The 26491-nt window shown below is 43.5% G+C and carries 29 protein-coding genes and 1 other RNA gene; 24 read left to right on the top strand and 6 right to left on the bottom strand.

Annotation, left to right across the window (positions count from 1 at the left end; genetic code table 11):
* The first annotated feature begins 19 nt into the window (after positions 1 to 19).
* Positions 20 to 382 (top strand): DoxX family protein, encoded by a 363-nt coding sequence (locus sps_RS19145; protein WP_077753963.1) that lies wholly within the window; start codon positions 20 to 22, stop codon positions 380 to 382.
* Positions 383 to 454: 72 nt separating this feature from the next.
* Here the strand turns inward: sps_RS19145 and sps_RS19140 are convergent, their stop codons facing one another.
* Positions 455 to 1015, bottom strand: coding sequence for a CBS domain-containing protein (locus sps_RS19140; protein WP_077753962.1), 561 nt, complete (start codon positions 1013 to 1015; stop codon positions 455 to 457).
* 824 nt (positions 1016 to 1839) lie between these two features.
* Between sps_RS19140 and pyrB the strand changes: the two genes are divergently transcribed.
* The 7 genes from pyrB (at position 1840) to sps_RS19105 (ending at position 7360) form a co-directional block, all read left to right on the top strand.
* Positions 1840 to 2772 (top strand): aspartate carbamoyltransferase, encoded by a 933-nt coding sequence (gene pyrB / locus sps_RS19135; RefSeq protein ID WP_077753961.1) that lies wholly within the window; start codon positions 1840 to 1842, stop codon positions 2770 to 2772.
* Positions 2772 to 3230 carry an aspartate carbamoyltransferase regulatory subunit gene (pyrI, locus tag sps_RS19130; protein ID WP_077753960.1) on the top strand — a complete coding sequence of 153 codons (459 nt, stop codon included), beginning with the start codon at positions 2772 to 2774 and terminating at the stop codon, positions 3228 to 3230. The genes pyrB and pyrI overlap by 1 nt, the downstream gene beginning before the upstream one ends.
* A gap of 718 nt (positions 3231 to 3948) precedes the next feature.
* The gene (locus sps_RS19125) at positions 3949 to 4716 is read left to right on the top strand and encodes an outer membrane protein OmpK (protein WP_077753959.1); all 768 of its coding nucleotides are present in this window, start codon (positions 3949 to 3951) and stop codon (positions 4714 to 4716) included.
* A 222-nt stretch (positions 4717 to 4938) separates the two neighbouring features.
* On the top strand, positions 4939 to 5427 hold the full coding sequence (locus sps_RS19120; RefSeq protein ID WP_218919600.1) for a lytic transglycosylase domain-containing protein: 489 nt from the start codon (positions 4939 to 4941) through the stop codon (positions 5425 to 5427).
* A 341-nt stretch (positions 5428 to 5768) separates the two neighbouring features.
* Positions 5769 to 6050 carry a Tc toxin subunit A gene (locus sps_RS19115; protein ID WP_169915826.1) on the top strand — a complete coding sequence of 94 codons (282 nt, stop codon included), beginning with the start codon at positions 5769 to 5771 and terminating at the stop codon, positions 6048 to 6050.
* Positions 6035 to 6487, top strand: a complete 453-nt coding sequence (locus tag sps_RS29250) for a lytic transglycosylase domain-containing protein (protein WP_218919667.1) — start codon at positions 6035 to 6037, stop codon at positions 6485 to 6487. Before sps_RS19115 ends, sps_RS29250 begins: the two co-directional genes overlap by 16 nt.
* Positions 6488 to 7009: 522 nt before the next feature.
* The gene (locus sps_RS19105; RefSeq protein WP_077753955.1) at positions 7010 to 7360 is read left to right on the top strand and encodes a hypothetical protein; all 351 of its coding nucleotides are present in this window, start codon (positions 7010 to 7012) and stop codon (positions 7358 to 7360) included.
* 107 nt (positions 7361 to 7467) lie between these two features.
* Here sps_RS19105 and sps_RS19100 read toward each other — a convergent pair whose 3' ends face one another.
* Positions 7468 to 7671: a hypothetical protein gene (locus tag sps_RS19100; protein WP_077753954.1), complete on the bottom strand. Its 204-nt coding sequence runs from the start codon at positions 7669 to 7671 to the stop codon at positions 7468 to 7470.
* A gap of 112 nt (positions 7672 to 7783) precedes the next feature.
* On the opposite strand from sps_RS19100, the gene sps_RS19095 reads away from it, so the two are divergent.
* The 7 genes from sps_RS19095 to sps_RS19065 all read left to right on the top strand — a co-directional run bounded on the left by sps_RS19095 (position 7784) and on the right by sps_RS19065 (position 18218).
* The gene (locus tag sps_RS19095; protein WP_077753953.1) at positions 7784 to 8302 is read left to right on the top strand and encodes an Hcp family type VI secretion system effector; all 519 of its coding nucleotides are present in this window, start codon (positions 7784 to 7786) and stop codon (positions 8300 to 8302) included.
* A 203-nt stretch (positions 8303 to 8505) separates the two neighbouring features.
* Positions 8506 to 10608, top strand: coding sequence for a type VI secretion system Vgr family protein (locus sps_RS19090; RefSeq protein ID WP_077753952.1), 2103 nt, complete (start codon positions 8506 to 8508; stop codon positions 10606 to 10608).
* Positions 10605 to 11543 carry a DUF4123 domain-containing protein gene (locus sps_RS19085; RefSeq protein ID WP_077753951.1) on the top strand — a complete coding sequence of 313 codons (939 nt, stop codon included), beginning with the start codon at positions 10605 to 10607 and terminating at the stop codon, positions 11541 to 11543. Before sps_RS19090 ends, sps_RS19085 begins: the two co-directional genes overlap by 4 nt.
* Entirely contained in the window at positions 11540 to 14803 is a 3264-nt protein-coding gene (locus sps_RS19080) for a LysM peptidoglycan-binding domain-containing protein (protein WP_077753950.1), read from the top strand. Before sps_RS19085 ends, sps_RS19080 begins: the two co-directional genes overlap by 4 nt.
* A gap of 34 nt (positions 14804 to 14837) precedes the next feature.
* The gene (locus sps_RS19075) at positions 14838 to 15791 is read left to right on the top strand and encodes a DUF6708 domain-containing protein (protein WP_077753949.1); all 954 of its coding nucleotides are present in this window, start codon (positions 14838 to 14840) and stop codon (positions 15789 to 15791) included.
* A 64-nt stretch (positions 15792 to 15855) separates the two neighbouring features.
* The gene (locus sps_RS19070) at positions 15856 to 16113 is read left to right on the top strand and encodes a PAAR domain-containing protein (RefSeq protein WP_237157882.1); all 258 of its coding nucleotides are present in this window, start codon (positions 15856 to 15858) and stop codon (positions 16111 to 16113) included.
* Between the two features lie 341 nt (positions 16114 to 16454).
* On the top strand, positions 16455 to 18218 hold the full coding sequence (locus sps_RS19065; RefSeq protein ID WP_077753948.1) for a leucine-rich repeat domain-containing protein: 1764 nt from the start codon (positions 16455 to 16457) through the stop codon (positions 18216 to 18218).
* 154 nt (positions 18219 to 18372) lie between these two features.
* Here sps_RS19065 and sps_RS19060 read toward each other — a convergent pair whose 3' ends face one another.
* Positions 18373 to 18909 (bottom strand): IS6 family transposase, encoded by a 537-nt coding sequence (locus tag sps_RS19060; protein WP_077753947.1) that lies wholly within the window; start codon positions 18907 to 18909, stop codon positions 18373 to 18375.
* Between the two features lie 117 nt (positions 18910 to 19026).
* Between sps_RS19060 and sps_RS19055 the strand changes: the two genes are divergently transcribed.
* From sps_RS19055 to sps_RS19035, 5 genes are all read left to right on the top strand, one after another.
* A complete protein-coding gene (locus tag sps_RS19055) occupies positions 19027 to 20169 on the top strand; it encodes an IS4 family transposase (protein ID WP_077751384.1) in 1143 nt (380 codons plus the stop codon).
* 2 nt (positions 20170 to 20171) lie between these two features.
* Positions 20172 to 20360, top strand: a complete 189-nt coding sequence (locus tag sps_RS19050) for a hypothetical protein (protein WP_077753946.1) — start codon at positions 20172 to 20174, stop codon at positions 20358 to 20360.
* Between the two features lie 183 nt (positions 20361 to 20543).
* Positions 20544 to 20813 (top strand): hypothetical protein, encoded by a 270-nt coding sequence (locus sps_RS19045; protein WP_077753945.1) that lies wholly within the window; start codon positions 20544 to 20546, stop codon positions 20811 to 20813.
* Complete coding sequence (locus sps_RS29245) at positions 20803 to 20931, top strand: winged helix-turn-helix domain-containing protein (protein WP_077755768.1); 129 nt, start codon at positions 20803 to 20805, stop codon at positions 20929 to 20931. Before sps_RS19045 ends, sps_RS29245 begins: the two co-directional genes overlap by 11 nt.
* Before the next feature lie 6 nt (positions 20932 to 20937).
* Positions 20938 to 22006 (top strand): IS630 family transposase gene (locus sps_RS19035; RefSeq protein WP_169915824.1). Its coding sequence is split into 2 segments (ribosomal slippage): positions 20938 to 21434 and positions 21433 to 22006, totalling 1071 coding nucleotides; the frame shifts between segments, so codons are not numbered across the junction.
* Between the two features lie 95 nt (positions 22007 to 22101).
* Here sps_RS19035 and ssrA read toward each other — a convergent pair.
* Together ssrA and smpB are read right to left on the bottom strand one after the other, a co-directional pair.
* Positions 22102 to 22456: a transfer-messenger RNA gene (gene ssrA / locus sps_RS19030) on the bottom strand.
* Between the two features lie 167 nt (positions 22457 to 22623).
* Positions 22624 to 23121, bottom strand: coding sequence for an SsrA-binding protein SmpB (smpB, locus tag sps_RS19025; RefSeq protein WP_013050634.1), 498 nt, complete (start codon positions 23119 to 23121; stop codon positions 22624 to 22626).
* Positions 23122 to 23421: 300 nt separating this feature from the next.
* Between smpB and sps_RS19020 the strand changes: the two genes are divergently transcribed.
* Positions 23422 to 23853: an SRPBCC family protein gene (locus sps_RS19020; protein WP_077753944.1), complete on the top strand. Its 432-nt coding sequence runs from the start codon at positions 23422 to 23424 to the stop codon at positions 23851 to 23853.
* Between the two features lie 77 nt (positions 23854 to 23930).
* Positions 23931 to 24263 carry an RnfH family protein gene (locus sps_RS19015; protein WP_077753943.1) on the top strand — a complete coding sequence of 111 codons (333 nt, stop codon included), beginning with the start codon at positions 23931 to 23933 and terminating at the stop codon, positions 24261 to 24263.
* A 60-nt stretch (positions 24264 to 24323) separates the two neighbouring features.
* On the opposite strand, the gene sps_RS19010 is transcribed toward sps_RS19015, so the two are convergent.
* Positions 24324 to 24827, bottom strand: a complete 504-nt coding sequence (locus sps_RS19010; protein WP_077753942.1) for an outer membrane protein assembly factor BamE — start codon at positions 24825 to 24827, stop codon at positions 24324 to 24326.
* A 480-nt stretch (positions 24828 to 25307) separates the two neighbouring features.
* Between sps_RS19010 and sps_RS19005 the strand changes: the two genes are divergently transcribed.
* Entirely contained in the window at positions 25308 to 26129 is an 822-nt protein-coding gene (locus tag sps_RS19005; RefSeq protein WP_077753941.1) for an SAM-dependent methyltransferase, read from the top strand.
* 125 nt (positions 26130 to 26254) lie between these two features.
* Positions 26255 to 26464: a hypothetical protein gene (locus sps_RS19000; RefSeq protein WP_077753940.1), complete on the top strand. Its 210-nt coding sequence runs from the start codon at positions 26255 to 26257 to the stop codon at positions 26462 to 26464.
* The last annotated feature ends 27 nt before the right edge of the window (positions 26465 to 26491 follow it).

Below are 26491 nucleotides of genomic sequence, written 5' to 3'. Positions count from 1 at the left end.
GGAGTGGAAAATAATAGTTATGAATCTAGCATTAATCACTAGCGGTAGAGTATTGTTAGCCCTCTACTTTTTGTTACCTGGGATCATGAAATTTGTTAGCTGGGACATGCATGTGGCACTGATGGCTGAGCATAATATGGTATCGATCCCCTTATTACTGGCAGCGGCTGGAGCGTTCGAGATACTCGCTGCCCTGGCATTAATGGCCAATCGATACACACAAGCTGTGTCACTAATGCTTGCTGCACTCGTGGTTATTATCAACTTCAGCTTACATGACTTCTGGAATTATACAGGTATCGAGGGAGCCCATGAGATGCAGAATTTCATCAAAAATCTTGGTATTCTTGCTGGTTTGTTGGTTTTAGCTGGCTATTCATGAGCCAGTGAAAGACAAGTTAAGGCTAACTAGACCCTGGTATAAAGGATCTAGTTAGCCCGATACAAATTGATATTAGATGGCAGTTTTGAAAATATGCATAAATGAAGGTGGCTGCTCAATATCAATGGGTACCCTAAGCTTTCGTGCCACATCATTGGCAGAAATTAAACCTCTGATGTGATGCTGTTGATGATCAACCACCAAAATATGATGTAAGCCATTTTGTTGCAAAGCCCTGACTACATCGCTGACACTCGCGGTGGTGATCTGCTCATAATCTAGCGCCAATAACTTATCTCTTGGGATCATCATGTCGGTAACTAAGAGCTCTTCCAAACTCGATCCAAACTTGTTCGCGAGTTTGACCATTTTTCTGTGAAGAAGTCGGTGTTTAGTGATGACGCCTAAGAAGCCATTGTTTTTATCTACAACGAGACGCATATACCCATGGGTTTTGCTCATGATTTCTAAAGCCTCGAGTGCATGAGTCGATGAGTCGATGACCATAGGCTGTGAATGATCGAAGTCTGTGAAGATAGACAAGGCTGGTGAGCTCAATTTGGTAATATCTTCATCTGATGACCAGAGAAGATGATCGATTGAGGCGGTACTGAATAGTTCTAAATTTCTCATTTTATGATTCCTTAAACTGCTAAGGTCTAGGCTTAGGTCTGTAGGGGGGACCTAGACTTCTGCAAGGGTGCGGATGGCTACATGATTATCGAGATGATCAGCAGTTAGGCGAAAGGGCCATCTAGCATCTGAGTTACAGAAGTAAGTCTTCGCCCTACCAAGTTAATTTAGATAACGCAAGCGGGTCAATCACATTAATCACAATTAATTTATGTAACTTATTGATGGTCATTGTTAATTTATGTAACAACCTTGAGGTTTTAGCTTGATAAACCCAAAATACCTATAGTTAACATGCAGCTGTAGTAAGCTTTATATACCAGTTTTACTTTGATATTTTATGGTCGGACTCATATGAGACATAGTCGTTGTTACAGATATTGAAATTCGGGAAAGTGGCTTCTTTGTAGAGATACTTTGTTAATCACGTAATAACTAATATTTTTGGTCCATGAAACACAATATCGACCAAATATTGACTATACTCAATAGTGAAAGGCGTATCATAGGTAGTGATTGGATTTGTAAGTTTTGATGTCATGTCTATGAGTAGCAACCGTGTTAGTTTCTGGGCTTACAGCGCGGTTAGCGAGGGATATAGCACAACCCTGTGTAAGTGTGTAAGTATGAGCTAGCCCCCGACGCGCTTTTCACCTATTTTTACTTTGATTAGACTGGCCTGCATACTCGCAGGCTTTTTTATGTCGATAGCTGGAAAATATAGGGTCATACCTTAGGTGAATGAGTGTATATCTATATACTCATTCACTGAAAAGGCGTATAATTCCCGTCCGATTTCATCATCGGAAAAGGACACTGCAAGAATGAGTAACCCCTTATATAATAAAAATATAATCTCTATCTCCGACCTCTCTCGTTCTGAATTAGAACTTATTGTTTCTACTGCCAATAAACTAAAGCAAAACCCTAATCCTGACCTGTTGAAAAATCGGGTCATCGCTAGTTGTTTCTTTGAAGCCTCAACGCGAACTCGGCTATCTTTCGAGACTGCGGTACATAGGCTAGGGGGAAACATTATTGGTTTCCCTGATAGTGGTAATACCTCCTTGGGCAAAAAAGGTGAAACGTTAGCCGATTCAGTAAAGGTTATTTCAACCTATTGCGACGCGTTTTTTATGCGCCACAATCAAGAGGGAGCTGCTCGTCTTGCCAGTGAATTTTCATCGGTTCCGGTGATCAATGGAGGAGATGGATCGAATCAGCACCCGACTCAAACTTTACTCGATCTGTTCAGTATATATGAGACCCAAGGCACCTTAGATAAGCTGCAGGTGGCCTTCGTGGGTGATCTTAAATATGGCCGCACAGTACATTCTCTGACTCAGGCGTTATCTCTGTTTGATTGCGAGTTCCACTTTATTGCTCCCTCTGCCTTGTCGATGCCTGATTACATTATCGATGAGCTTAATGACAAAGGTTGTCAGTTTACTTTGCACGACACCTTAGATGGAGTGGTCGATAATTTAGATATCTTGTATATGACTCGGGTGCAAAAGGAACGTTTCGATGAAACTGAATATCAGCATTTGAAATCCAGTTTTATCTTGAGCGCTAAGATGTTGGAGGGAGTGAAAGATAATCTTAAGGTATTACACCCATTGCCAAGGGTCGATGAGATAACCACAGATGTAGACCACACACCTTATGCCTATTACTTTCAGCAGGCTGAAAATGGCGTATATGCCCGTCAAGCGCTACTTGCCTTAGTGCTGACCAACGAATATGGAGATAAGTAATGAAGAAGCAGCTACAAGTTGAAGCCATTGAAAATGGAACTGTTATCGACCATATTGCGCCCGGGCAAGGGATTAAGATCTTGAAGTTCTTTGAATTATCCAAGGGAGAGCAGCGTCTTACTATAGGGTTAAATTTGCCGACCAGAAGCGGTGATTTTAAAGACTTGATTAAGATAGAGCATACGGTATTCGATCAAAACCAAGCTAACCAGTTAGCCCTGTTCGCGCCTAAAGCTACTATCAATGTGATCGAAAAATTTGAAGTGGTGGACAAGTTTAAAGTTGCTATCCCTGAGCGCATCTCAGGAGTGTTGACCTGCCCTAACAGCAACTGTATCAGCCATAATGAGCCAGTCGACAGCCGCTTTAATATCAAGCAAGAGAGCATCGGGGTTAAGTTGAAGTGTCATTACTGTGAGAAGTCATTTATTTCCGGAGTGTTCCGCGAGTTTCACTAGAAGCGTTGAGGTGAAATCATTTATCTGGGTTAAGCTTATCCAGCTTGGGCTATCACTATCAAAGTGATAGCCCTTTTTATTATTTTGATAGCGCGTTTCAGTCAAACCTCTCCCTTTATTTTTTGCCTTATTAGGCCACTTATCTTCCAGAGATTACAATCTAAGTCGCTATGCCCCCGTCAAGCCTTGCATCGACAGCAGAATAAATTAGCCAGCAATCATAAAAAACGAAAACGAACTCAATCATGATTACTGGCGTAAGTTTGTTGACGCGGTGCCTGGTGCTTAAATCGAGTCGGCTTCAGGCGGAAAAGACAAGGTCATTAATTGCTCCTGCATAAATGACATTCACAACATCCGTGTTGCTAGCAACGAGTGAGGAGATGGTTATTATACGTTTAAGCTCGTTAACGCCGTATCGGAAGTGCTAAAACTCGCCTTTCAGGAGTATTCTTGGCAGCCTACTTCTGTGTTGAATAAGTTCAAAAGGGCCTCACTCATTCGCCTTGAATTATACAGCCAAAAATAACTCTGAGTTGACCACTTTCTTATACCGATTGGTATTATTACCATTAGCTTAGTTGATTTTATGTTGGCGGTTGTGCAATTTAGTATTAGGCTTGCTCTGTTTTAAAACTGAGTCATTATATAAAGAGTTACTCTACAAAAGCTTAAACACTTAAAAAAATAATAAGTTCGTCAATTACAGGTGAGGATTATGAACAATAAATGGATATTTGTAGCATTACTAGCAAGCCCAACAGCATTCGCTGAAAGCTTAGTTCACTGGTCTGATTTCAGTGTGACAGGTCTTTACGGTGATAATTTCGAAGTTGACCCTGCGGAGCAAACCACGATTACGCTAGAAACTGCTGGTGGATGGAAATACGGTGATTGGTTCGCATTCCAAGACTTTATTTACTTCAATGGTGAGCCAAGTGATAGTAATTACGCTAACTATGGTGAGTATGGTACTCGCTTCAGTGCGAGTAAGATGTTTGATAGCAAAATTGGTTTTGGCCCCTTAACCGATCTGTCTCTTGCACTGCAATATGAACAAGGTTCTGCTGCGGCAAGTACCATTCTCTATGGTATAGGTTCAGATTGGGATGTGCCTGGTTTTAGCTACTTGAATGTGAACGTCTATCAGCGCACCGAATTGAGTAATTCTGCGGGAGAACTAGGTGCCAGTGATGGTTGGCAGCTAACCCCTGCCTGGAGAATCGACTTTGGTGACACAGGCATAGTGTTCGATGGCTTTATTGACTGGGTATTTAGTCCGTCTGAAGATTCTTATGAGCCTATGCTGCACATTAATCCACAACTTAAGTATGATTTAGGTGCCGCGATCAATGGCAAGAGTGGCCAATTTTATGTCGGTGTCGAATATGATTACTGGAAGAATAAGTATGGCATACCCAATGGTATTCCGGGTCTTGAAGTTGACCAAAGTGCCTTCTCGCTCCTGCTTAAGTATCATCTATAAGTGTTAATTTAACCCAGGACAAGACAGACTCTAACCAGGTGGCCAAATTTACTGCGCCACTACAAAGTGAAGCGTATTGAGGCGCTGCAGAAGAGTAAGAACTCGATAACACAAAGCCGCTGTGAAGCAGCAGGTCTATGGAAAAAATGCCTAGGTGACTGGCAAGTGAATATTCGTCGATAATGTAAATGGACAAATTTAGCTGGTACGATAAAGGCCCTGGTGGCCTTTATTTTTGCGTCTATGAAAAAACTGATAGTACTGACCGCACTCACTTCATTAAACGCGCATGCGTTTTGTTTTGATGAGGCAGGGATCTATTATCATGTTAACCCCAAATTATTAAGCGCCATTGCTAAAGTCGAAAGTGATTATCAATCACACGCCATTAATATTAATAGAAATTCAAAAGGTAAAACGATCAGCACTGATTATGGATTGATGCAAATAAATTCACATTGGTTTTCTCGCTTAAGTCCGTTCGGTGTTAATAAAGACAACCTATTATCAGATGCGTGCTACAACGTTCATATTGGTGCCTGGGTGCAGTCTCAAAATTTTTCGACTCATGGTTATAACTGGAATAGTGTTGGCGCCTACAATGCCGGGTTTAGTGCCAAGACCCTCACGCGACGATTGACTTATATTCGAAAAATCAAAGCCGCACTAGCTACCCTCAATCAGCCTAACTACTCCTTCCCAAAAACGTGATTTCAAACGCCAATCTACAGGCTATCTGTTCACACTAAGCAAAAAGAATCCCCGTACCGCATGTATACTGTCAACTGCCTGAACCGTCAGTTACCTCCACTATTTTTCTGATTAAAATGTACCTCATACGAAGCAGGTTCTCATGACTCACTAGAGTGCAAGCCTGTCTCAAGTTCCAGAGTAACTCAGTAGAACCACATAGCGATAAAGTCACAGTTAACATTTAAATCAATTCAACACTGATAAAAATTTGCTACTTGCGGCCAAGCTATTGACGAAAGTCTTAGGCCTAGCAACCTTGAATTTAGTATTTCATCATTCAATATAAAGGGATGTGTAACATGAGTATTACTGATACCAAAGAGCAAGACTCCAATATACCAGCATCTTCTTTATTAAAACGTTCATCCCTGAACGCTTCCAACGGACCTACTCCCTCCGCAGAACAGCTCATCGAGGATGCGCATTTTCTAGATACCTTAGCCAGTTTAGGGCAGACCTCTATATTTGATATTACTCGTCTTTCCAGATCACGTTTTATTCGCCGCTATGATCGTAAGCTGGATGGTAGTGCAGGTGAAATTTATGACCGAGCCACCAATTTGGGATTGTTGCAAAAATAGATATTACTAACGGTTATTACCTCATTAAACGCAGCGCGTTTTGTTTTGGTGAGGCGGATTTTTATTATCATGCTAACTCCAAACTATTAGGCGCCATTGCTAAAGTCGAAAGTGATTATCAATCACACGCCATTAATATTAATAGAAACTCACAAAGTAAAACAACCAGCATTGATTATGGATTGATACAAATAAATTCACATTGGTTTTTTCGCTTAAGTCCGTTCGGTGTTAACAAAGACAACCTATTATCAGATGCGTGCAACAACGTTAATATTGGTGCTTGGGTACTGTCTCAAAATTTTTCGACTCATGGTTATAACTGGAATAGTGTTGGCGCCTACAATGCCGGGTTTAGTGCTAAGACCCTTACGCGACGATTGACTTATATTCGAAAAATAAAAGCCGCGCTGGCCACCCTCAATCGGTCTACATAGTCCTTCCCAAAAACATGATTTCAAACGCCAATCTGAAGGCTATCTGTTCATACTGAGCAAAAAAATCGCCTAAATTGATTTATGAGCCATCAGTCATTGAATGGTTAATTTTACGTCGAGATGAGGACCACACCCCACGCAGAAATGACAAGTCATTTACAATGTGTGCTTGCGTTTATAACCTACTGATTTTTAGTGGTTTAAAGTTTTTTATGGTTAGTGGGTAATTTTTTTGAAGATCCGTTTTAAATTTTGGTCAAAGTGTATTGCACGTGTATTGTCCGTCCAATACGATCGTATTAGATCCGCTTGTGGCGCGGGCTGGCGTTAAGTGTATTGCATATGTATTGCATGTAGAGAGTGTTTGCAAGTTACTGTTTATTCTTCGTTTGTTGTTTTGGCGTATTGCCTGTGCAATACTCCAAAAACAAGTGCAATACATGTGTATTGCTCGATTCTCATTGTCATTTCGGCGGTGCAATACACCTGTATTGGACGTTTGAGTGAAGGGAGTGTCTTGTGATGGCTAGAAATCAAGTGATCCAGGTGACTTGTTCCCCTGAGTTGTATTCAAACGTGGTGAACTACAAAAATAGTAAAAATCTGAGCAGTGATGCGGAGGCTGTGAGGGAGTTAACGTTGTTTGCATTGCGTCTTTTAGCGCACTCAGATAATGATGAAGGGTTATCAACGCGTGAGTTAATGGAGACCATTCTGACTTATGTAGTGAAGAACCAGTACACCTCAAGTCTGGTTCATTATCAGACCTTCAATGAGGGAGGCGTTGATTTGAATAAGGCGAGTGCCAAGCATAAAGACGTGATCGAAAAGGCTGAGTATAAGATTGCGCAAATATTGAATGGAGTTAAATAGACGTATAAAGTCGTGAGGCTATCAGTGATCTTTTCTAAGCAGAGTCGACTGTTATCTGACTTTGTTATACGCAAATTATCGCGGTGGAAAAACAGTATCGTTTCTGTCTACACTAGTCCGCCTTGATACACGTACTTAGTCCCGTTTTTCGGCGTTAGCCTCTCGTTTAGTTTCTTACATTTCTGAAACATCTGCTGTTTTTTACCGTATTTCAGCCAAATACGCATCTGCATTGCTGGGCCATTTATTGCCCGCTGGGCAAGATCTTGCTCGGCTCTGGGCCACTTATTGCCCAGCTCAACATCCTTCACTTTCCTGAGCTCTTTAAATTCATCGGGTTATGCAATTGGCACAGTGCTTGCTTTATTGGCGGGTGGTTACAATTAACGCTCGTTAATCAACTGTTAATAAAAGGAATAATTAATGCCAACTCCATGTTATATCTCCATCAAAGGACAAACCCAGGGACACATTACTGCAGGCGCTTTCACGGCCGATTCAGTCGGTGACATTTTCGTCGAAGGTCATGAAGATGAAATGCTGGTTCAAGAATTTAGTCACATAGTGACCGTGCCTACAGACCCGCAATCAGGTCAACCTTCTGGCCAGCGTATCCATAAGCCGTTTGAGTTTACCGTGGCGCTAAATAAAGCCGTGCCGATGATGTACAACGCGCTGGCGTCAGGTGAGAAAATCTCAGAAGTGGAGCTCAAGTGGTACCGCACCTCGATTGAGGGTAAGCAAGAGCATTTCTTCAGCACTAAGCTCGAAGGCGCCACCATCATCGATATTAAGTGTCACATGCCGCACTGCCAGGACAGTAATAAAGCAGACTTTACTCAGCTGCTTACAGTGTCTATGGCGTATCGCAAGATTGATTGGGACCACCATACTTCAGGTACATCAGGTGCTGATGATTGGCGCAAGCCAATTGAAGCATAAGATTTAGCTTCAGCCCTGATTTGCCCACAGGCTCGGCACCCTGAGCCTATGGGCAGATACGTTTCGCGCTGTTTGACTTCTTTCAAATGGCGCCGAACACCCGTCGACCTGTAACTCCATATGTATAGCAGGTCGACACGCTCCCCTTCTTTTGTTGGTCCTTTGGAAGGGGAGCACCCCTTTAATTGCATTAGGATGTTGCGATGATTGCTGTTGGAAATGGATTGCGTTACCACTTTAGCGCCGAAAGTGTGAGTGATGACAGCTTTGAGGTGTTAGCGTTTGATTTTAAAGAGGGGTTATCATCACCCTTTGAGGTCAAGCTCACGTTGCTGAGCCGACTGGATGATTTGACGCCTGAGTCTATTGTCGACCAGACGGGGTTGCTCACCTGGTATCAAGCGGGTTCGCTGCAACGTCAGGTACACGGCATCGTCAGTCAATTCAGTAAAGCTGATACGGGCCATCATCATACTCAATATCACATCACCTTAGTGCCAGCGCTGTCGAGATTAAAGCTCAGGCAAAATAGTCGTATATTCCAGCAAAAGAGCGTGCTGAGTATTATCGCGACGCTCCTCACTGAGATGGGGATTAAGGATTATGCATTCAGTTGTGATGCCCGATTTGAGTCGCAGGTGCGTGAATATTGCGTCCAGTATCGGGAAACTGATTTCGACTTTATCTCCCGCTTAGCAGCAGAAGTGGGCTTGTTTTATTACTTTCAGCACAGTGAGAAGAGTCACACGCTGGTGTTCAGTGACAGCACCACTAAGCAGCCTCATTTAGACGCGCCATTCCCCTACAACGCGGTCAATGGCGGCGCTGCAGAAGTGCCATTTGTTAGCTCATTTAGCTACCAGCACCAAATCAAGCCTGCCAGCGTCACGCTCAAAGATAACAGCTTCAAGAAGCCCCAATACAGCTTCCTGCAAACCAGTACGGGTAAGTCATTAGATTTTCAGCGACAAGATTACGAACACTTTGATTACCCCGGGCGCTATAAAGACGATGAAAGTGGTATACCGTTCACGCAAGTTCATCAAGAGTACCTGCGCCGAGATGCGCAGCTCGGGGTCGGTAAAAGCAACATCATGCAGGTTATCAGTGGCAGTAAGTTTGACCTGATGGAGCACCCTGATTTAAACAAAGAGGGAGATGCAGCGCTAAATCGTGACTGGCTCATGGTGACCGTTACCCACAAAGGGGAACAAGGCGCGGCGGCGGAAGAGGCTAATACTCAAGCTGTCACCACCTATGGCAACACATTTACCGCTATCCTCGGCAATGCGCCCTGGCAAGCAGAGCCTAATGCAAAACCTTTGGTCACAGGCCCCCAAGCTGCAACTGTGGTAGGTCCCAAAGATGAAGAGATTTTCTGTGATGAGTTTGGCCGAGTAAAAGTACAATTTCCCTGGGACCGCTATGGCTATAGCGATGATAATTCCAGCTGCTGGGTGCGTGTTAGCCAAGGCTGGGCCGGTGGTCGGTATGGCATGATGGCCATTCCCAGAATCGGTCATGAAGTGATTGTCAGTTTCTTAGAGGGCGACCCAGACCAGCCCATCATTACAGGTCGCACTTTTCACAGTACCAATCAGGTGCCTTATCCGCTGCCTGCTAATAAAACCCGTACCGTATTGAAGACCCAAACCCATAAGGGCGAAGGCAGTAACGAACTGCGCTTCGAAGATGAGGCTGACAAGGAAGAGATATATATCCATGCCCAGAAGGACATGAACACCTTAGTTGAAAACGACCAGAGTACGAACATCAAACACGATGCCCATCTGGACATTGAAAATGAACGCTTTACCCGCATCAAGGCTAATGACCACCTTACCGTTGAGGGAGAGAGCCGCACTGTGGTCAAGCAAGATGTCAGCCTCAATATCGATGGCAGTCTACAGCAGAAAGTGGCTAAAAAATCGATATTGGAAGCCGGCACCGAAGTGCACCTTAAAGCGGGCACTAAGGTGGTGATTGAGGCGGGGGCTGAGCTTACGCTTAAAGTGGGTGGCAGTTTCGTTAAGATAGACCCCGCGGGCGTGCATTTAGTTGGGCCTGCAGTTAATCTAAACTCAGGCGGTAGTGCAGGCTCAGGCAGTGGTTATACCGGGGCATTGGCTTCGCTGCCTGGTCAAGTTGAGGCCGCGGTACTGGCTCAGGGAGAAGTGGTACAGCTTCCCGGCGCAACGTCGATAGCGCTCCCTGCTATCAATGTTGAACAACAACGGAAAAGCCTAATAGAGGCCGCCATCAAGGGCAAACCAGTCTGTGTTGCCTGTGAAGAGGCGGCATCATGAACCGGTTTTCATCCACATCGCAACTCCCTTCTCTTGAAGAGAATTCCATGCCACGTTGGTTGGTATTAGATGGTGCGCTTCTGCCTGAGCTGGAAAAACAGCTGGTGTTATTGGCTCATCAACATTCAGTGGCCGTGGAATATAGGGCCTTATTGCTGGGGACCCGCTGGGAAAATGTGGCGGATGTCGGCCCGTATCTCGTTGGTTATTTTCCTGCGCTGGAGACGTGGGTTCAGTCTCAGTCCCTTGCTGCTTATCGATACGGAGTAGTATTTGCCTCAGATGCTGATTTTTCAGTGCTCGAAGCGCACTGGAAAGTATTGATCGCTTGCGAGCATAGCGGACTAGAAGGCGCACTCAGCCGCTTGTATGATCCGGTTATCATGCAGCACTTATTAAGCAGTACCGATGACATCAAACTGAGCGCATGGTTAGGACCGATGCAAACTTTATGGCTGCCCGAGCCGATACAGCAGCATTACTGGCAAATAAGCCAAATTCAATTCAACCAAACTGAACAAACTCAAACTCAGCAAATCGTCGAAAAGCCGCTTGATAACGCGGTATTTACCGATAATGAGTGGCTAGGGTTAAGTCAGGCCTCACTGTACTACAGCGCGCGGCGGCTCATGCCGCACCTACAATTATTTTTTCCCGCTAAACGATTAGCGACCGAAGCTGACACCCATCAGTTCATTGTGGAGCGGCTCAATGAATTGCACACGTTGGGCAGCGTCGATGAGCAACTAGCCACCTATTATTTGAATGTGTTCTGCCGATTAGGAAACGTGTTAGACAGTAACACGCGTTACCCGGAAGTCAGGACTTGCCTGCTTGACCACACACAACCTCTGTCAGGGCGGTTAAGGCAAGCCAACTTTATGTCTATCTCTTTTGTTCTTAATCCACGCTCCCCTGTGAAGGTATTATCATGAATTACACTATCCGCTCGGGCGAGACACTTTCAGGGATCGCCAGAGCCAATGGCATCACGCAAAAAGCGCTGGAAAAAGCCAACATGCACATTACGGATCCTGATGTCATTCAGGCCGGGGAGGTCATCACTATTCCCGACGATGCAGTACTGGTTTCTGGCACGAGTGATCCAGCCACCAATGCGGCCATCATCGCCAGTACTAAGCCAGTTGATAGCGTAGTGGAAGACTGCCCACTACGTGATGAGTGGTTTACGGTGAAACCAATGCGTTATGGTGTGGCCGAAGCTGACAGTCCGCTTCAGTTGGCTGACACGCTGACAATGGGTGTGAGTATGCCCACACTGTCACAGCACAAGTACATTGCCAGGGAGCTGATTGACCACACGGTTTACCTCTACAACGAACAGGAAGGTTACCTGCTCGAAGTGCTGTACAAAGCCGCCATTGCTCAAGATGCACGTTGCGTATTTGGAGAGCCACCTTCAGAGGTGATGGCGGCTCTGCCAATCATTAAGCAAAAGCGGGGTGCTGTGGCAACCCTGTGGTTAACCATTGCGCCTTTGGCTGAAAGTCACTTGAGTAATCTTACGGCTAACCCAGATATGATCGCCGATATGGGTCAGGGTATCGACTTCTCGCAAGCGGCCAAAGGCAGCGCACCTGATACCAGACCACTCTATGACTTGCAAAACCTGTTAGCGGAAATTCAAACCCATGAGTCGACGCTGAAGTGGACCATACCCACACTCGAACCCGTCTCAGACATTAATGGTGTCATGGTGCCTTATCAGGCGCAAACCCCCGATAATCATTACGCAGTATGTCTGGTCGATGCCGTCGGCATTACGACAGATCTGTGCAGAGAGTTTTCCGCAGCCTACGAAATCGTGATGCAATCAGTCAGTAGTGCGCAACATCCTCACCATATGGCGACATTGACGCGAAGTATCATCGATAAAGAGATGAGTATCGCGCAGACCCGTGTGCCGACGGAATACGTCAATCACCGTGAAGGATATAGCACGCCTTATTCTGAAGAGGACATCGAAAAAAGGCGTCAAGATGTGAGCCAATCGGCTAAAGAAGGACTGGAAAAGTACCTTCATACCGAAGAGATGGACCAATATCTGGCGGACTATGAACAAGCCATTCCCGGGTTTAAAAATGATTTGGATGCACTGGCCGATGATTGGATTGCCTGGCTCGATGATGAACATTTGGATTTAGCCTTGTCATGGCTCGATGATGCGCAAGTTGACCAGATGAAGCTCAAAGAATCTCTGGTTGCGGCCATGGTGAATAACATTGATGCAACAGACCAAGGGGTGGCACTGCGTGAAAAATGGATCGACTATTTATTCTCGCAGACAGAAGGTGAGCCACAAGAGGGGGCGGATGCTGGGGTTGCTGCGCATGTTTTATTGTCGGTGGGCTTTGTACAGAAAACCATTCTAGCAGGGTCCAAATGGCTGAAAACCTTTAGCGATACCCGCAATGGTCCTAATCTGGATGCGATTGCGCAATCGCGCTCAGCCCTGTATGAGAGTCAGCAGTTACCAGCAACGGACTCCACCGATGTTATTGTACAATCAGTGGCTGGACGGGTGGCACAGCGCAGTATCGCTGATAACCAACCAATAACCTGGGAAGCCGTTCACACTGCCATGGTCTCGCGTTACGGCTATCAATACAGCAAGGTAAAAGCCCGTTTTGCCGATGTACTTTATGATGTCGAAGCCAGCCATGCGGCGACCGTAGCCGTGGTAACCAACAATAGCGCACAGTCACCGAAGAAACAGTTCAGCCTTAAACAGGCCATTGTGTTGTATGACCTTGAACAAGCCACAACAACCAATACAGCTCAGCAAGGGAAAGTCGCCCGTTATTTGGAAGCCCATTCACGATTCTGGGCTAAACAGATGATAGGTAACGGCATGTTAGATGATAACACCCGGTTGATGAAAGCGTACCGCGCTACGGAAAGCAGTTTTACACGACCGCGGATGCATGGAGTGATAGGCATGTTCTGGGCAGTGCAAGTGTATAACGCCTTTCAGGTCTCTTCAGAGTTGGAAAAGACAAGGGGAGTGATCAAGTCTGTTTATATTACTTTCAATGCCTATATCGCGGTAGTCAATAGCTCTTTTGCGGCCATAGACCATTTTGCCGGAACCCGTTTTGGTCAGTCTGGCAGTAAGTTGGTGTTCACCAAATACATGGAAACCCAAGGGGCGGAGTATTTAGGTAAGGGCTTGTCTACGGCAGTGAAGCTCAAGCTTGAACAAATTGATGTATTGAACAACAAGTTAATTGAGCAAGCTGAAAAACTGGGTAAAGGGGTGACGACTCTGGTTAAAGGTTCGTTCAAATCCTTGCCTGTGATTGGGGCGGTATTGGGCGTGATGGGCAGCGGTTATCAGCTTAATACCGATAATAAAAGTGGGCAAAATGGCTGGGCGATGGCACTCTCCGGTACTTCATTACTGCTGAACAGCGCCGCGGTGATGTTTGCCTTAGCAGCACTGTTTCCAGTGGGAGCACCTGTGGCAGCGGTTATGGCGGTGGTATTGGGTATTGCGGCATTAAGTGTGGAGATACTGCGGGCCTGCTTTGTTGACAGTGAAACTCAGCTTATGCTGAAAAAGTCTTTTTGGGGGAACGGTGAGTACCGCTACGCACCAGACCTCGACACGGGTATGATGTCTGAGCGGTTAGGTTTTTATCAACAAACAATACAGACCAAAGAGATGGTTCGAAGCATTCATCAGGAGATGAAGGCATTTTGTGACTTCCTGTTTAAGCCAATGCCGATAATACGAAATTATCGTCGGGATAATCAGTATAGTTATTTTGACTTAGACATTGTATTGCCAGGCTTTATTCCGCTCACTAGTGATGTGAGTCTACATATGCAGGGCGTTACAGAGCATCACAAGCAGGATTTGTTAGTCTCTGATACGCACTCTAACCGTTGGAAAACCAATAAACTGGACGGGAAAATTGAGCTATTAAATAGCACCACGGCGCAAGTGTCATTAAACGTCGATGAGCGTGCGCTCAATCAGGACTACATCGGTTTTACACTGGCATTAGACTACCATGGACCGGCAGGTTATCCGGTCATTCTCAAATATCGTCATATTGAGATAGATGATAATAATAAACTCCTTGGTTTATTTCGCTCGGAAGCTGAGCTCAATGAATTCAAGCTCAGTGAATCAAGCCCAAATGAGCCAATGCTAAGTGAATTAAGTTAAGTGAATTAAACGACGAACAAGAAGAGCACACAGGATGAGTGATATTAAGCAAGTTGGCCCAGGCCACTGGATAGGGCCTGAAGATGCTGGTTATCAGCCGCATTTTTTTACCACGGATAATGCAGCAAATAACTATACCTTTGGTCGCCTGATTCAAGAAGACCCTTTGCAACCCGCTAACAAGCGTATAGATTTGGTTTATAAAAATAAGGAAGGTGAGGACCTAGGAGAGTTCTTTGAAACTTTTTCAGCAGGTGGCCATGAAAATTATTTGGATATGCGCGTTCATTCGGTCACTTCCAGAGGCAAAGGTTTGGGGTTGTCGATATTGTTAGGGTTGATCTATCTCGCGGTATTTTGGACAGTCAGAGTTGCCGGCAATGTTGCTGATGAGATTAACTGGCTGGACTGGGTCGTTTTGTCAACACTCATAGTAATTACTTTTGGTGAACTATTCAGGCCGATTGCGACACCAGTACGTTTTCATAAAACCAATCAGGAGGTGTATGTTTGGCACAAAAAAGTCCTCTACCGTATCCCCTGGTATGAATGTGAAATGTCGGTCATTGTTGCCAAGTCTCATATGGGCTACGGTCACTTAAAAGATGGCTATGAGTTGGTACTCTGGCTGAACCCTAAACACGCGGTCAATAAAGACTTAAGCGGGCAAAAACACACGCGTCTGCCTTTAGTTAATAACATGACCTATCACGCTCCCATTTATGGCTATTGGGAGTATGTGCGACGTTATATGACTGGGGACACACCGTTCTGGTATGAGATTAGTGAAAAGCCCAGAGTGCCAGGTTTTAATCACCAACTCATTCGTGAAGATGGTTTTATAGGCGGGTTAATTAGTTACCTTACTGTTGTTCCAGTGCTTTTTTTCTTTAAGCCAGCCCACTTTGCCCTTTGGCTGGGGCCATTACGACGCAGATGGCCCAAGGAGGTCCATGAATGGACCGGAGAAAAGTGCAATTGGCATTAACTGGGTTATTACAAGGAAATAGTGAAGGGTAACGCTGTGAAACTCGGTGATATGGGCGGTGAGCATGAAGACTTTCCACCCACAGCAATCACCAACACCAGTGATCTCCGCATCCCCCACGGTGAAGGCGGACAGCATCGCATTAGCGAGAGCTGGTGTTGATCTAACACCTCATGATAAACCTAATCACCCAACACTTCCGCGTAAAATTGCTGCGGGCTCATCCTGTGTACTTATCGATGGCATACCCGCAGCCCGCAGTGGGGATGCCATTAATCGTGGTGGAACATTAATCGGTGGCGGTAGTAGCAACATCGGTTAGCAAATGAGAATGACGCAACATAATTCCATTGTCTGAGCGCCATATCTTCATTGTTACCTATCTCTTAGCTGCTAGGGATAAGCCGTATCGACACGAGTTGATCTATAAGAAATTTGCCTTTATTCGCTTCGTGCCCTTATGTTTGGCAAATTCCTTACTAATAGCATGCATTGTATTAGGCCTCCTTAGCTGAGGGGAATGTTTTACGCGATTCATTTTGCTCTCTCTGGAATTGAAGTGGCAGATGATGACAAGGTAACGCTTTATAACGGGCAGGCGTTGATTGACTCGCTTATCAAACGGATGTTATTTGGGCTTACTCCATGGCTAGGATGCTAGGTATGCCTATCGGACTACGGCAGGGAAACAGAGCGACAGAACATAGGATTATTATTTTGAAACATCATAGTATTAAGTCTGTAATGGGGGTGGTTTTATGCTCATTTCTAATGGGGTGTACAACTCCTGCTCCTGAAAAGGTATCTAATATACGCTTTTCTGATACTCGGTTTATGGAGTGTGTTTTAAACACGGGTATTGACAATGTTGAAGAGATCACTCGGCTTGATTGTCCGAATATGGATATTAAACATGTCGACGAGATAAAGTACTTCAACCAACTGTCCTATATTGATTTACACCTAAATGAGATACAAAATCTAGATTTGAGTGCAAACAAAAAATTACAGTACATCAACATAGGAGCAATGCTGGTAGAATCGCTTAAGTTTGGCGACCTAGAGCACCTAGAACATTTAGAGTTCGGGGCTATGTTAACAGAGGATTTTTTAACTAAAATAAGCTTAGAGAGTCAATTCCCGAAACTCGAACAGCTTATTATTGACTCTTTACCGGATAATACTGAATTTACATTATCAATAAAGCATGACAATGTTAAATTTATTCGGATATATTCATATGGGCAGTTTCAGAGCCATATAAATCTTACTCTAGACGTTGAAGCTCCACTCCTCAATGAATTGGAAATTGATGTCAGGGGATTAGAAGTTTTGCAACTAAAGGACATTAATCAATTAGAAACGTTATCAGTTATCAAGTCAAAACTTATGGAACTCTCTCTGATTGGATTAGAGAATCTTCAAGTAGTATTCCTGAATAACAATAAACTCAATACACTTTTAGTTAAAGATTTACCAAAATTGAAAGTGTTAGATGTAAGCTATAATCAATTAATATCGTTAGATACCAATACATTAACAGAACTTCGACAGCTGGACGTTTCACATAACCAACTAAATAGTATTAAATTTCCACCCCAGTCAAAGATTACTGCAATGAATATTAAGGATAATCTATTTGAGTCGTTTACCTTTGATGAACTTCCTGAGTTGGAGTATTTCTCTTTAAAAAACAACCCACTGCCAAGAATAGATGACGCGATAACTAATAACGCGTTTCTCCAATGCATTACTAATAATGGTGAACATTCTTATTTCTTGGAAATAGTATCTATTTACTGCCAAAATCCCATTTATTTGAATAGATTAAACTTATCTAAGATGAAGTCTATAACATCATTAATGCTGCTCGATCTGAGTATAAAGAGTGGAGAGTTAGATTTGTCTAGCCTTAAAAATATTAAGTATCTGGATATTAAAAGCAGGGCGTATACTATTTCAAAGCTAGTGCTGCCTTCTGGAACAAATATTGAAACCATTAACTTGCAAAAACTTGGATTAAAAGCTCTAACAATTCCTCCTTTACCAAAATTACAAAGTTTTATACTTGATAGTGATAAGTTAGGGGAGATTTACTTATCACAACTGCCTTCGCTAGAGTACATTAAATTATATGGGTTTTCTCTGACTGAATTAAAAATGAAACCACTGCCAAAATTGGTAGAGCTCATTCTTTCAAATACTGGGATTAAAGTTCAAACGATAAAAAACATGGCGTCGTTAAAAAGGATTATGCTACTCCACACAGAGCTGGAAGAGCTTCACCTCTATGAATTGCCTCATTTGGAACAAATATGTTTACGGAGTTTTGGAACTATGAGCAATCTAAAAATATTCAGTGACTTCTCTAAAGATAAAATTCAATATTTCATTGGTAATTGCAAATTAAGGGAGGCTGTTGAATAATAAGCTATCACAAGTTTTTCGGTTCTGTCGCAAACTGAGATCTCGCCGCTATAATTTGAGGGCACAGTATCTCTCAGATACAATTAGGCCGCCAAAGAATAAAATGGTTCCCATGGTGTCATCATTTCAGTAGTGTCCATTTGTCCTTGCTTAATCATGGACCAAAGCTCAACACCCGCCAAGGTCGATTCAGCCCCTTTCCAAGACTTCCAGCCAAAACCTCAATCATAAACAGCATATGTCCAGACAGCCAAAGACAAATATTGATGGTATCTAATGCTGCGGCATTCGCACCACTTTTATCAATGACAACCTTTTCAGGTAAACCATGTTGGTTGATGGCTTTATTGAAAAATGCCCGTGCCGCTGGCTCATCACGGGTTTCACTCAAATAAAAATCAATAATAGCGCTGAATTTATCCACGGCTCGATAATAGTAAACCCATTTCCCTTTCACCTTAATATAGGTCTCATCCATCCGCCACGAACCGGATACTCGACGCTTTCTTCGCCTAAACATAGGGGCATACTTGATAACCCAACGATTCAAGGTTGAGTGGTCAAAATGGATATTCCGCTCAGAGAATATCTCCTCAATTTCTCGGTAACTGAGTTTGTAGGCCAGGTAATAACGAAGCGCCCGCATGATAATATCTTGCGGATAATGCCGACCAGAGAAATTGAGTTTCATAAACCAAAATCATGAAGAGGGGGGCAAAATCCTTAAGCATCCCCTCATAATAACCAGAGGCAGCAAGGCTTCCAGAGTATAATAAGCCAAATCACTCTATGTTCTAAAATTTATAACATGATAAATAAAGCCCTTATTCATAATCACATCGATGAACTCTTTGGCCATGACATGCATGCTAAAAGGGTCACCTCACTTGCTAATGCCGCTCACGGAGTGATTGAAAAGGGGTCACTCGCTATTCATGCCATTGGCGCTGGCTTAGCCCAAGCCAATAAACTTAAGCGTAAGTCTGCTATTAAACAAGTAGACCGATTACTCAGTAATACAAAGTTAAACGTCTGGCAATTACTGGACTCCTGGGGGCCTTATATTATCGGTGCACGCAAAGAGATAGTGGTCTCTCTCGATTGGACTGAATTTGATTCAGACGACCATTCAACCATCGTACTGAGTATGCAAACAACCCATGGACGTAACACGCCACTGCTATGGAAAACCCATCGTAAACATGCTTTAAAAGGTAATAGAAACAACCATGAAGATGAGTTGTTGGTTAAGTTAAGGTCGATCGTTGCAGAGGATGTTAAAGTGACAATTGTTGCTGATAGAGGCTTTAGTGATACGGCACTATTTAACTTCATTGAACATGAGCTGGGTTTTGACTTCATCATTAGAATTAAGGCTAATATCAAAGTCACCGATGCGGTAGGAGAGCTGTTTCCAGTAAAGGACTGGCTATTACCCAGCGGCATAACAAGAACCCTTAAGGACGTTCAAATAACGGGTAATAAGCAAGCAGTCGCTCGGGTCATTTGCACCAAGAAAAAAGGCATGAAAGAAGCTTGGTATTTAGCATCAAGTCGACGTGACCTAGTGAGTAGCAAGATGTTGACTTTATATGGGAAACGTTGGGGGATAGAGACGACTTTTCGTGACATTAAAGACTATCGTTTTGGCATGGGGATGAGTGCCACCTACACGCGTTCCCCGGTACGTAGAGACCGGTTGTTTTTGCTAAGCGCCTTGGCGATAGGCTTGCTGACGCTACTAGGAAAAGCGGGCGAGGATGCTGACTTGGAAAAGACAATAAAGGCAAATACCAGTAAAACTCGCTCATACTCTCTGTTTCGCCAAGGTTGTATTTACTATGAACTGTTACCCACGATGCGAGAAGAGTGGGCAGAACCTCTAATGGATAATTTTTATCGTTACCTTAAAAACCAGCCTATTTACCGTTCAATTTTCGGGATTATTTAAAATTGAAAAATGAGGGGATCTCTAAGGGCAAAATCATAAACTATCACTGCTATTTGCGACAGAATCCGCACTATAAACCCAGCTATGCGATCACCCTCGAAGAACTCGAATGGTTAGGTGAGCGAGTGGCCTACCTGCAAGCGCTCACAGAACGTCTGTGTAAAGCCAAAATCGCCAGTTATCTGGAGTAACATTGAATCGTGTCTTTTGAAGCCATGGCTGTGCGCTGTCGCCACTTTGCCGCCATTCGGCCATTTTTCGCCATTGAGAAACGATGAGTAAATGGTTATTTTGGAAGAGTTTTACGCTGAATAATACCGATCAGTAATGAGTTGTGATCTAATATAGGTATCGTAAATAATCAATATTCCCGTTTGAAAAACTATACCGCTGAAGAAATCTTAGTCTTATCTAGAGCAGAAAAAGAGCCGCGATTACTGGCAGTAGCCTTATTCCTAGAGGGGCATAGCCGAACAGATGTCGCCGAGAGACTAAAAGTAGCCCGTGGTAGTGTTGCAAAATATCTTGTGAGCGGCCCCAGAGGACTAGATGCCAAGCTATCTCACCTCAAGCCAAAAGCAGCAACTAAGTACATATATAGAAGAACAAAGTATGAGTTCCCCTTGAGGCAGACTGACAGGTGACGCTATCCAAAAATATATTCAGCTACGCTTTAATGTCGACTACTACCCGAATGCGATTTACAAACTACTGGAACAGTTAAGTTTTAGTTGGATAATACCAATCAGTAATGAGTTGTGATCTAATATGGTCACCATCAATAACTCGTACCTTGCTTTGAAAAACTACACAGCAGAAGAGATCTTGGCTTTATCTAGAGCTGAAAAAGATCCCCGTAAACGTATCCGATTACTGGCAGTGGCCTTATTCCTAGAGGGGCATAGCCGAACAGATGTCGCCGAGAGACTAAAAGTAGCCCGTGGCAGTATTAACGCCTGGGTAGCAAAATATCTTGCGAGCGGCCCCAAAGGACTAGATGCCAAAAAGAATAAGGGCCGTGATAGCTATCTCACCTCAAGCCAAAAGCAGCAACTAAGTACATATATAGAAGAACAAAGCATGAGTTCCCCAGGAGGCAGACTGACAGGTGACGCTATCCAAAAATATATTCAGCTGCGCTTTAATGTCAACTACCACCCGAATGCAATTTACAAACTACTGGAACAGTTAAGTTTTAGTTGGATAACTAGCCGCTCTAAGCATCCAAAGCAATCACCTGAAGCCCAAATGGCTTTTAAAAAAGTTTCAACTGGAAACGATCCTTAACATTCCTGGTAGTGTAGGCCTTGATCGGGTCGACATTTGGTTTCAGGATGAAGCTCGTTTTGGACAACAAAACAGCACGACACGCTTATGGGCAAGAAAAGGGTCACGTCCAAGAGCGGTTCGTCAGCAGCAATTTGAATATGTCCATTTCTTTGGAGCAGTTTGCCCGCAAACAGGAGAGACAGAAGCGATAATTACGCCATACCTAAGCAAGGACATTATGCGTCAACATCTATCTTTGATATCGCAAAGAACAAAGCCTGGTCGACATGCTGTTGTGGTGATGGATGGTGCTGGTTGGCATACCGATGACATAGCGGATGAATTTAATAATTTAAGTATCATCAAGTTACCTCCGTACTCACCAGAGTTAAACCCAATAGAACAAGTATGGAGTTGGTTACGACAACATCACCTTGCTAATCGCAGTTTCAAAGGTTACGAAGATATAGTGGATGCCTGTTCGCTTGCTTGGAACAGCTTCATTAGTGATACAAAAAAAGTGATGTCACTATGCCGAAGAGACAGGGCGATGATGACTACATGTTAAGATGGAATGGTATAAGGGGAGGGAATATTGCATAACAGGTTGAATTTAAACAATAAAAAAAGGCCAACCCGTTAAGGTTGGCCTTTCTTAATAATTGGTGGAGGCGGCGGGGCTCGAACCCGCGTCCAAAAAGCCTACATCCAAGGCGCTACATGCTTAGTCTCTCTTTTGGTTAACCAAGTACACTCCGAAAGACAGGATTGCAATTGGCGAGTTCAGTACTATTTCGCGGTTCACCCCTGAACGTGGTTCCCTCGCTATCAAATGTAAGATGACCATCTATAAACCAAACCCATTTGAGAAGTTTCGGCAAGATGGCTAGCTAGCCTAAGCTGCTAGAGAGTAGTTAGAGTCGTTAGCAACTATAACAGTGCGGCTTTTTACGAGGCCAACCGCCCCTCGGCATGCTCCCAGGGTTTCGAGAATCTTGTCGAATCCAGAATCGCCCCCAAGTACAATTCGATTGTAACGCGTTGCCACTGGATTACCAAGCGTGTTTTGCAACTCGTTATATCGTTTGTTCGTTATCCGTACGTTTCACTCTATTTTATTGTGTGATTGCTCATTTGTTCGTCGGCGCTTACAGCTTACAGCTTCTAAGCTTACAACTTACTTAGCTATTCACCACGTACGGCTTTTTTCATTGTTCGAGCTTTTTCAATCTGCCATTCACGATCTTTTGTATCGTCACGCTTATCGTGTTCTTTTTTACCTTTACCTAGACCTATCTCGATTTTTACCCAGGCACCTTTCTGCCAGTACATAGAGATGGGTACGATAGAGTAGCCTTTGCGATCGACGAGCCCTTGTAACTTATCTAGCTCTTTACGTTTGAGCAGAAGTTTACGTGAGCGCATCGGATCACAGACGACATGGGTGGATGCGGTATTCAATGGCGCTATGGTACAACCGAAGAGAAAGGCTTCGCCGTCTCTCATAAACACATAGCTTTCAGACAAGTTAACCTTGCCCATACGAATAGACTTAACTTCCCATCCCATAAGGGACAGACCTGCTTCCATCTTCTCTTCGAATTTATAGTCGAAGGTTGCGCGTTTATTACGTGCAATCGATGCGGAGGAGTTTTTTGAATTTTTTGCGTTTTTCTTAGCCATAGGCTGGCTATTATACGCAGGGACAAATTTTTTGGAATTGCTGCTAACGAATTATTCAAACATTTCTGCAGAATAGAGAGGGTTTGCGTGATTATTGAACAATAAAGCCTGCTTAATGGGACAATTAGGTAAGCTGTGCTTTTTAAGTGTTTCACTTTATAGAGAGGTAAATATGCGTTTTTCTCTGATCGTGTTAAAATCCTGCCATTAGTGATCATCTTTAGCGTTTGTTTTGGTGATTGTCTTCGGTAACTGGTTTAATCAAGTTGTTGAGATAAACTGTTTCAGGTAAAGAGTAGAATGCCCCAATTATCCCGCAGTGTGTTAGTGCGCTTTAGCGCAATGCAGATGTATGAAATCGTCAATGATGTTGAATCCTATAAAGAGTTTTTGCCCGGTTGTGTCGGTGGCAAGGTGCTCGAATTTGACGGTGAGACGATGCTTGCCTCCGTCGATGTATCTAAAGCTGGTATTAGTAAAACCTTCACTACCCGTAATCAAGTCATACCGGGCAAGAGTATTCAGCTTTCTCTAGAAAATGGCCCTTTCAAGCATTTGCTTGGCGAGTGGCGTTTCACTGAATTAACAGAAGATGCCTGCAAGATAGATTTCGAATTAAGCTTCGAGTTCTCTAGCTCCATCGTTGAGCTGGCTTTTGGTAAGGTGTTTAAAGAGTTGATGTCGTCTATGGTGACGGCGTTTACTGGCAGAGCGAAAGTGATCTATCGTTAGTCGCCAGCTATGAGATACGGGCTTTTTAGATTCAACTAAGTGCTTCTAGCTTGATCCATATTGAAAGAGATAAATTGATGAACATAGAGCAGGAACATTTTGCGGTTGAGGTCATCTATGCCTTACCCACACAGCAAAAACGTATTCAGATAAAAGTGGCGCCTGGCACTAGCTGTATTGAAGCGGTCGAACTGAGTGGCATGACTACCTATTTTCCTGAAATAGACCTTGAAGCGGTCAAGCTGGGGATCTTTAGCCGGGCAGTTAAGCATAACGAAGTCTTAGTGCCAGGGCAGAGGGTAGAGATCTATCGTCCCTTGATTGCCGATCCGAAAGATGTGCGACGTCGTCGTGCCGAAAAAGCTAAAGAGGAAGGCCGAATAAATAAGATCACGGGGGGAAAAATATAGAGAACAATTGAATGAGCTCCTAGATCCAGAGACTAGGAACTCATCGACTTAATTCATGTACTATTCAAACTTCTTTTCTGCTTGAGATTCAGGATCATTCTCTTCTACTAATGGCTTAGTATCGGGACGCTGCTCCGGAATCAGCGGCTCTTCACTGTTTTCTGCTCCTAGCATAGGCGCATCAGGAAGACGGCTCTGATCTAGTGGTGTATCAAAATCTTCTGCAAGATCGTAATCACCGACTACTTTCGTCAGCATGTCATTATCAAAGTGAATTATCAGTTCTTTGTGTATGATGCTGGCATCACGTCCACTTTTATAGTGATACACGTAATACCAAGTATCGTCGGCAAAACTGTCACGTAAAACCGGTCTGCCAAGTATGTATTCAACTTGCTCCTTGGTCATCTCAATACGTAGCTTCTCTACCTGCTGAGTTTCCATGTAGTTACCTTGTGGAATATCTGGCTTATAGATCAGCCAGTCAAATACGCTACATCCTGTTACTGATAACGAGAGCGCAGCGGCGCCCAAAAGGGTAAGACTCTTCTTTTTAATTGTCATTGAATACGCTACTTCATAAAAATCTATCGGTCATCATACCCAAGCACAAGCTACTGTGACAAGAGTTGATGAAACATTATTCCGTTAATTTGAGTCGTGCCAATCTCTTGGTAAGACCGCCTGATTCGACCATCATCTTTATGATTGGTTCAGAATCGATAGCATTTTAGGTTTATTAGTCTTACTCGTGTGTAAAAATGGCGTGTAAAAAACTTGCTAAAGATCAGGCGTAAAAGTGTACCTCAATGTTGGACACTTTAGTTTAGTAATAGCGGGCTGCAGGCAAGTTAGGGCTCTTTAGATTGAAAACTCTATAAAATAATAACAAATGTACCGGATTTGGTTTTTTTAACTGCTAACTTGAGGTGCAACATATTAATTTACTTAAGTTTGTTTTCTTAGCAATAAGCACTTGCAAAGTAACATAAAAGTTATGAGAATATGTTGCTGATGAATAGTCTGTCCTAGAGAACTTAATTAATGACTACGCTACACAATAGTTCATGTCACCAAGGTAGCCTAGTTTGTGTCGGAACCGGTCTAAATTTGGCCGGTCAGATAAGTGTCCTTAGCAAAAGTTACATAGAAAATGCCGATGTGGTGTTTTCCTTAGTACCAGACGGGTTTGCACAGCGTTGGCTGGAAACTCTCAATAGTGATGTTCGCAGCCTGCAAACTTACTATGCTCAAGGTGGCGAAATTAAGAGCCGTCGTGATACTTATGATCAGATGGTACAAGCCATTCTAAATGTGGTTCGCGACGGTAAAAAAGTCGTTTGTGCACTCTATGGCCATCCTGGGGTATTTGCCTGTGTATCTCACTTTGCCATTGAGTTGGCAAGGGAAGAGGGCTACAGCGCTATGATGGAGCCGGGTATTTCGGCTGAAGCTTGTCTTTGGGCAGACTTGGGTATCGATCCTGGTCATTCTGGCCATCAGAGTTTTGAAGCCAGTCAATTTATGTTCTACAAACATACACCGAACCCAACTACTCATCTTTTATTGTGGCAGATAGGTATTGCAGGTGAGCACACCTTGACCGAGTTTCATACTTCATCTGATCGCCTGCAAGTCTTGGTGGAGCAGCTGAATGAATGGTATCCACTCGATCATGAAATTATCCTCTATGAAGCAGCAACTCTACCTATACAAGAGCCTAGAATTGACAAATTACCCCTGAAAAATCTGCCTTTCGCACAGTTAAGTGCTATCAGTACCATGCTTATTCCTCCATCGAGAGGGCTTGAAGTCAATCATGAGATTTTAGCCAAATTAGGCATCAGCGAAGCTGACTTAGGTTAAGCGATGTTTACTACTTTAATCGTAAGTTTTTAAAGATTAATGCTAAAGAAAAAATTAGATAGCTGTGCAGTATCGTTATAGACAAGAAATAAATAGTACCGTAATTACATAAAAGGACCGAGTTAATGTCAAAGTTAAATGACCTGTTAGAAAATCTAAGTTCAGATGCAAAGTTAAAGGCTAAGTATCTTGATAATCCTGAGGAGGTGATGCAAAAGGCTGGTCTGAATGATAAAGAGAAAGCTGCTATGCGTTCAGGTGATGAGAAGAGCTTGACTGATGTGACTGGTGATAAGAGAACTTTTAGTAAACATGTTTTTACCTCTGATAAATAAATATAAAGATCATTGGAAGTGGCTTTT

It is taken from the genome of Shewanella psychrophila (assembly GCF_002005305.1).
GTDB classification, from domain to species: Bacteria; Pseudomonadota; Gammaproteobacteria; order Enterobacterales; family Shewanellaceae; genus Shewanella; species Shewanella psychrophila.
The sequence above is the reverse complement of the archived record's forward strand: the minus strand, read 5'-3'. Positions and strand labels throughout refer to the sequence as shown.